Annotated in this window: 3 protein-coding genes; 1 reads left to right on the top strand and 2 read right to left on the bottom strand. The window is 40.2% G+C overall.

The annotated features are described in order from the left end of the window. A partial coding sequence (locus H5072_RS09170) for a PAS-domain containing protein (protein ID WP_182693344.1) occupies positions 1-2010 on the top strand: 2010 nt, incomplete at its 5' end. A gap of 117 nt (positions 2011-2127) precedes the next feature. On the opposite strand, the gene H5072_RS09165 is transcribed toward H5072_RS09170, so the two are convergent. Both H5072_RS09165 and H5072_RS09160 read right to left on the bottom strand, forming a co-directional pair. Then, positions 2128-4773, bottom strand: coding sequence for a DUF2339 domain-containing protein (locus tag H5072_RS09165; protein ID WP_182693343.1), 2646 nt, complete (start codon positions 4771-4773; stop codon positions 2128-2130). A gap of 126 nt (positions 4774-4899) precedes the next feature. Beyond that, complete coding sequence (locus H5072_RS09160; protein WP_024597652.1) at positions 4900-6261, bottom strand: hypothetical protein; 1362 nt, start codon at positions 6259-6261, stop codon at positions 4900-4902. Between the last annotated feature and the right edge of the window lie 153 nt (positions 6262-6414).

Genomic DNA, 6414 nt, shown 5'->3' with positions numbered 1-6414 from the left:
GCTTTGTTTGCCAATATTGGTTGTTATATTAGTTTTTCACTTGGGGCTGAGGAGCGCTTAATTGATAAAATTCAGGCCGCTGCTTTTGTTAACCCTAAAGATCAGGCTATTTTATCAAGGCGCTTAAATAAAGACGTAAAAGCCACCGTTTACGACTTTAAAATACTACTGCAAACATTTCTAGGTATTCAGCGCAGCCAACAAGTACTGGCCCATTACGCACTCGCCCATCATTTAAGTGATAACAACGCACACCCAGAGCCTGAATTTATAGCCTACTGCGAACGCGCGTTAACAGGCGTGCTTGGTGCATCGTCAGCGCAAGCATTAATACATACGGTATCGTCGGGTAAACGTATGGCGTTTGAAGAAGTTGTAAACTTTTTTGACGAAACCACACAAGCGTTGCAATTTAATCAAAATCTGTTATTTACCTCACTCGAAAATTTAAGCCACGGTATTTCAGTTGTTGATAAAGATTTAAAACTCGTTGCATGGAACAAACGCTACAATGAAATGTTTGGCTACCCTGAAGGCTTTTTAGAAGTAGGCCAACCCATAGAAGACATTATTAGATACAACGCTAACCGTGGTGAATGTGGCCCTGGTGAAATAGAACGCCAAGTAGAAAAACGTGTACAGCATTTAAAATATGGCAGCTCGCATCATTTTATTCGCCACCGTCGTAATGGCCAAGTATACGAAATGATTGGTAATCCGCTGCCCGATGGCGGATTTGTTACCAGCTTTTCAGATATTACAAACCACATAAGTACGCAAAATGCGCTTGAAGAAGTAAACATGGATCTTGAAAACCGCATAGAAGCACGTACTCAAGAAGTGCAAACTATCAATAAAGACTTACAAGCTCAAATAGATAGCCGTGTACAAACTGAGCAAGCACTTACTTTAGCTAAACGAGAAGCAGAGCAAGCCAACGACAGTAAAACGCGCTTTTTAGCACTGGCGAGCCACGATATTTTACAACCGTTAAATGCAGCACGTTTATACCTTGCCGCCATTGACGAAAAGCAACTCGACAGCACTAACCAAAACAGCTTTGAAAAGTTAGGCGACAGTCTCGATTCAACCGTGCATTTAATGTCGGCATTGCTTGAAATAGCTAAGCTTGAGCAAGGCGCTATGACCCCTACCCCTCGCCACTTTTATATTGAAGATATTTTAGCGCCACTGCAAAGTGAATACGCTATTTTATCAAGTGATAAAGGCCTTAAGCTTAGTGTGCGTTCAAACCAACAAATTGTGCACAGCGATATAACCTATTTGCGCCGAATTATTCAAAACTTGGTCTCTAATGCAGTTAAATACACCGACAATGGCCGTGTATTAATTGCCTGCAGGAACCGAAAGCACAATTTACGAATAGAAGTATGGGATACAGGCCCCGGTATTAGCGAAGTAGAGCAAGCCAAAATATTTAACGACTTTTACCGTGTGGAGTCGGGCGATAACAAAGGCGTAGGCTTAGGCTTAGGTGTTGTAAAACGTATGGCTGACTTATTAAGTTTGCCGCTTGATGTGCATTCTGAACCAAATAAAGGTAGCCGCTTTAGCATTGAGGTACCTTATGGTGACGAGCAGTTTGTACAACAAAAAAGTACTACAAACAGCCTAATAGAAAACCGTGCAGCAATTAATATTGTTGCCGTAGACGACGACCCTGAAAATTTAGCAGCAATGGCAAGCTTACTTAAAAAGTGGCAAGCTAATTACACCCTTTTTGATAACGTAGATAATGTACTGGCGCATGCTAAAGAAAACGGTGCACCCGATGTTATTTTAATGGACTACCAATTAGGCAATGACTGCGATGGGATAACGCTAATTAAAACCCTGCGCGAAATTTGGCAAAGCCAAGTCCCTGCTATTTTAATTACCGCCGTGCGCGACACCGAGCTTAAGCAAGAAACCAAAGCCGCTAATATTCATTATTTAAGTAAGCCAATTAAACCGGGCAAACTAAAGGCACTGCTTAATCACAGTACATAGTGATCTAGTTAAAAGTGTTCTAGTTAAAAGTGTTCTAGTTAAAAGCTATCAAGTAATAGCGTAAAACAAAAAGCCCAGTATCTTCACTGGGCTTTGCTTTATAAAGTGTTCATAAAATTAAACTGGATTTACTCGGCTTCTAAGCTTTTGGAACAACCAACTTAACCCCACCAACGAAAGCCCTAATCCAATAAACGAAAGCGCTTTAAGTAAGCCCTCCAAGTTAGCCATATCAATTAAAAACACTTTAACAATAACTGCAGCTAGTATGCCTAGGCCTATTTTTTGTATTAATAATTGATTTTTTAAATGACCAAAAATAACAGTACCCGCACCCAATACTAACCAAATAACAGAGTAACTATAAAGCTCTGCATTGCTCGCCCCTTTGGATAAGTAAATATAAGGACCTTGCCAGTACTGACGAATAAAGCTGTTTATTGCCAATAATATAAAGCCACCCGCAACGGCCAATATAAATGGCGTAGCTTTAGCATTTATTGGTTTTACAAGCTTGGCCAGCCAAAGCGTTAATCCTGCAGGAACTAACCACAATAGTAATAACCAGTTAAATATTGGCAGCTCACCTATGTAAAGTGATTCAAATAATGGGTTATCGTCAAGTAGTGTTTTAATAGCAAAAAGCCCTGCTAACCCCGCAAGTGCAAAACCCGCCACTTTATATAACTTAGCTAAAGTACCGGCAAGTTTTGCTCTGTGTAAATACACACACCCTAATGCCAGCCAGTTACAGGTAAGGAGTATTTGTTCGTAAAAGTTAAGTGAATCAAATTGCGGATAATGCCCTACTAGCTGATAACTTGTTTCGGTAGTAATAAAAAGCGCTAAACAATGAAGGGCTGCACCTTCGAGCCATATTTTAAGTTTTGATGAGTCAAAGCACTTAGCTGCGGCAAAAAATAACGCGATACATAACGGATAAACCACAATACTCCAATGCAAACCAAATACCGTTAACGCATCGTAGCTTGGTGTCCAAGGCGCAAGCGTTAAGCGCAGTAATAACGCAGCAACTAAGGCTTTTATAGGCCAATGCGGCATAGGCACGTTATAGCGTTTTATAAGTACGCTTATAAGTAATACTTGTACAGCCAGTGCAATGGTTAGGCCGCTGTCACTTAATAGCATGGTAACTGCTAACGTAATATTGGCATTAGCCCCTACCCAATAAGTAAAACGCTGAAATAGCGTTGTATTATGCTGCGCGAGCTTTATTAAAATAGCCGCCACTACAAACAATGCAACGGCCCAAAGTGGATATGCAGTACTTAACGCAGAATTAGGAATAAGCGTATATAAAGTAGCTATCATTACAAATGCACTAAATGCCCCCGTAATATGAAACGCTAAACGCTTAATCTGTTTTTTACCGTAATAGAGCCCAAAAGCGGTAAGTAACAACCCGAGTAATAAACCCAAACCATACTCATTTTTGAATACAAAGAGGGCGTCATCATATAGATTTGGCGAAAGATGCGTGCGCTCAGCGCCTAATACTAATAGCGTTGAAATAACTAAAGCTACGCCCTGCCAAATATCCCAACGGCTATTTTTAAGGACTAAAAACAACACCAATACAATACTTAACACGCCGATTGCTTGCCACTGCATATCAAAGTGACTGATCAACATAGTAAATATTAAGGGCGCAATAAAAGCGAGTAGTAATGCATGATCTGGAAGCACTTTAATTAAGCGTTTTAAACTGTGCGGGCGATGTTCAATAACATTTAGTTTTAGACCTAAGCGCGGTATAGCAATTAACCCTACAATACTAAGTAAAGCAAATGCCCCCATTAACCAAACGGTATTAGCTTTAAGTAGCGTAAAACCAACTAAATACCAGCCAATGTGCCCAACCCATAGTAAATACCATAGCCAAATACGTTGTACTTTATGTGCAACTAACGCAGCCGACAAACTTACAAAGCCAATATACATTAACAGCGCAAATAAGTTACCACTGCCAGTGCTAACCCATATTGGTACGCTGTAAGCGCCAATAATACCAAGCACGGCCAATAGCGGGCCTAACCTAAGCGCCATCGCGCTTGCACTAATTGCTATAATAGCTAACGCAAAAAATGCCACGGTAGGGCTCAGCATGTCGTAACTGCTGTAAGCTAAAAGCGTTAAAGCAAAACAGGTAATAAACCCGCCGCTTGCAAGCGCTGCGGGTATGTAATTATTAAAGCCTTCAAATACAATGCGTTTATGGTGTAAATAAGCTGCGGCTGCAATTAAGCTAAGCCCAAATAATCCACCTAAACTCAGCCTCATTACAGGTGATAGTAATCCCGCTTCTAGGCTGTATTTAGCTAAAAATATGCCCCCAAACGCAAGCGCTATTGCGCCTATCCAGGTCATCCAGTTCTCTTCAAACCCTGCGCGCAATTTATTAAATAGTAATTCTATGGCTGATGCTTCAGCTGGTTTGGCTTTTTTAGGAGGTGCTGATAGCTGATTTATTACAGGTGGCGACGCGTTTTGGGACATTAAGCTTGGCTGTGCTTTATGAGCAATTGGCTCTGTTATTGAAATCGCTGCCTGAGCCGTAGATGCTTCACTTTGAGGTTCACTTTGCGATATCGATTTATGTGTTTGTAGATGTGTTATTTTGGCCCTTAAAACAGCAACTTCTTGTTTTAATGCATTTAACTGCACTAGCGCAATTAAGCCGCAAATAGCACCGGCAACTACAACCAGTATTACTATGACGGCTAACCCAACTAAATCATCCATGGCACACTCTTATTAATTATTATGCCCTGAGTGTACCTAATTATTAATGAGTAGGTAAATTTTGTTCAATAAAAAAGCCTAAGTACTTAAAGTGCTTAGGCTTTATGCTACTTAATATGTTTAGGTTTATTCAACACTATCGGTAATAGTGCGCTCTAGGGTCATCTTATAACCAGAGCTTGTTGTTTCATCATGCTCTAAAATCAATATGTAGTTACCCTCTTGTGTAAAGTCCATATCGCTTTGTTGAATAAGCACAATTTGCTGGCCGTTGTCTTCGTAAACAACATAAACCGTGTAAATTTCGTTATCTACAACCTGCTCTTCTTGGTCATACTTATCTAGGCCATCGACTACGTTACTGGTGTCGTCTACCGTTTCGCCGTTAAGTGTAAAGTACACATCTACATCTGAAACCGACTGCCCTGCGTAGCTTTCAATTAGGTTTACAACCGATACCGTATGGCTGTAACTGCTTGGTGTTAGATTTTCTTCAACGCTCATCATACGTAAACCGTTATCTGCGTCGTTATAAAAAATACCCACCGCACTTTGCTCGCGCTCTAGCGTCATTAAAAAGTTATCAGCTAGTTTTGTACCTTCTTCGTCGTACATCGCTACGCTGTAACTATTAGGCGAAAGTTCAACATAATCGGTATAAGAGTCACTAGCGACTGTATTTGTTGTGTTTACAGTTGTACCGCGTGTAGCAGAAAAGCTTACTGGCGAGTAGTCATCAACGGTATTTATAAAACGTAATTGCCCCAGAGCAGATTGGTGTTTAAGCTCAGTAACGTAGTTATTATCGGTTACTACATCAAGCGTAATGCCGCCTTCTTCTGTTGCATAACTTGGGCGGATCATTGCTACATAACTTGCTTCATCGTATAAATAAACAGATGACGACTCGTACACAACATCACTGCTGCCCGCTTCTGTTATGTAAATAGTGTAATAACCTTCATCAACGCTTTGCAGATCTAACTCACTTAAATATTGAGCTGATGAGAAAAGTGTCGCGCTTTCAAATACACCATCATCAGTTGCTAAGTAAATATCGTAGTTAGTGTCCTCTCCTGCAATATTATAAAACCCTAAGTTAAACTCACCCGTATCGCTTGTAATAGGTACGCTAAGCTCTGTAAATGTAGGTTCATCAAAGTTACCACTCATTACTATTAACTGTGTTTTGTCACCCTTAATAGAAATTTCTTGATCGCTAATTGTTATATAGCTGTCGTTAGCATCTAGGTACTCAAAACTTACATCATAAGTGTCTGTGCTGTAGTTATGGCGAGTAGTTACATCAGCAAAATCAGCGCCTGAGCGCTCTGTTTCTTCAACAAACAAACGTGTGTATGGGCTATTGTAAGAGCCGTTATACAATTGGATGTAACCTGTAGAGCTTGAGCTATCGTCAGAGCCACAGCCCGACAAAATAGTAATTAGACTTAAGGGTAATGCAGCTTTTAAAAGGGAGTTGGTCATTAAGGTTATTCCTTATTATTAATATCTCCATTATGACCCAAACATTCTATTTTAATTTCATGATTTACAAAGCATTACCCTCACTGACATTTCCTTACGAAAACGTTAAAAAGTGTAGTAAATGTGCAAACAATAAGGACGTGTTTTTATATA

It is taken from the genome of Pseudoalteromonas sp. SR45-5 (assembly GCF_014163565.1).
In the GTDB taxonomy this organism is placed as follows: Bacteria; Pseudomonadota; Gammaproteobacteria; order Enterobacterales; family Alteromonadaceae; genus Pseudoalteromonas; species Pseudoalteromonas distincta.
Note: the sequence above shows the minus strand (reverse complement) of the source record. Positions and strands in the feature narration are given on the sequence as shown.

What these genes read in the sequence shown, in the direction of transcription:
- H5072_RS09165 (WP_182693343.1), bottom strand. Translation starts at nt 4,773, where the DNA reads ATGGATGATTTAGTTGGGTTAGCCGTCATAGTAATACTGGTTGTAGTT.
- H5072_RS09160 (WP_024597652.1), bottom strand. Translation starts at nt 6,261, where the DNA reads ATGACCAACTCCCTTTTAAAAGCTGCATTACCCTTAAGTCTAATTACT.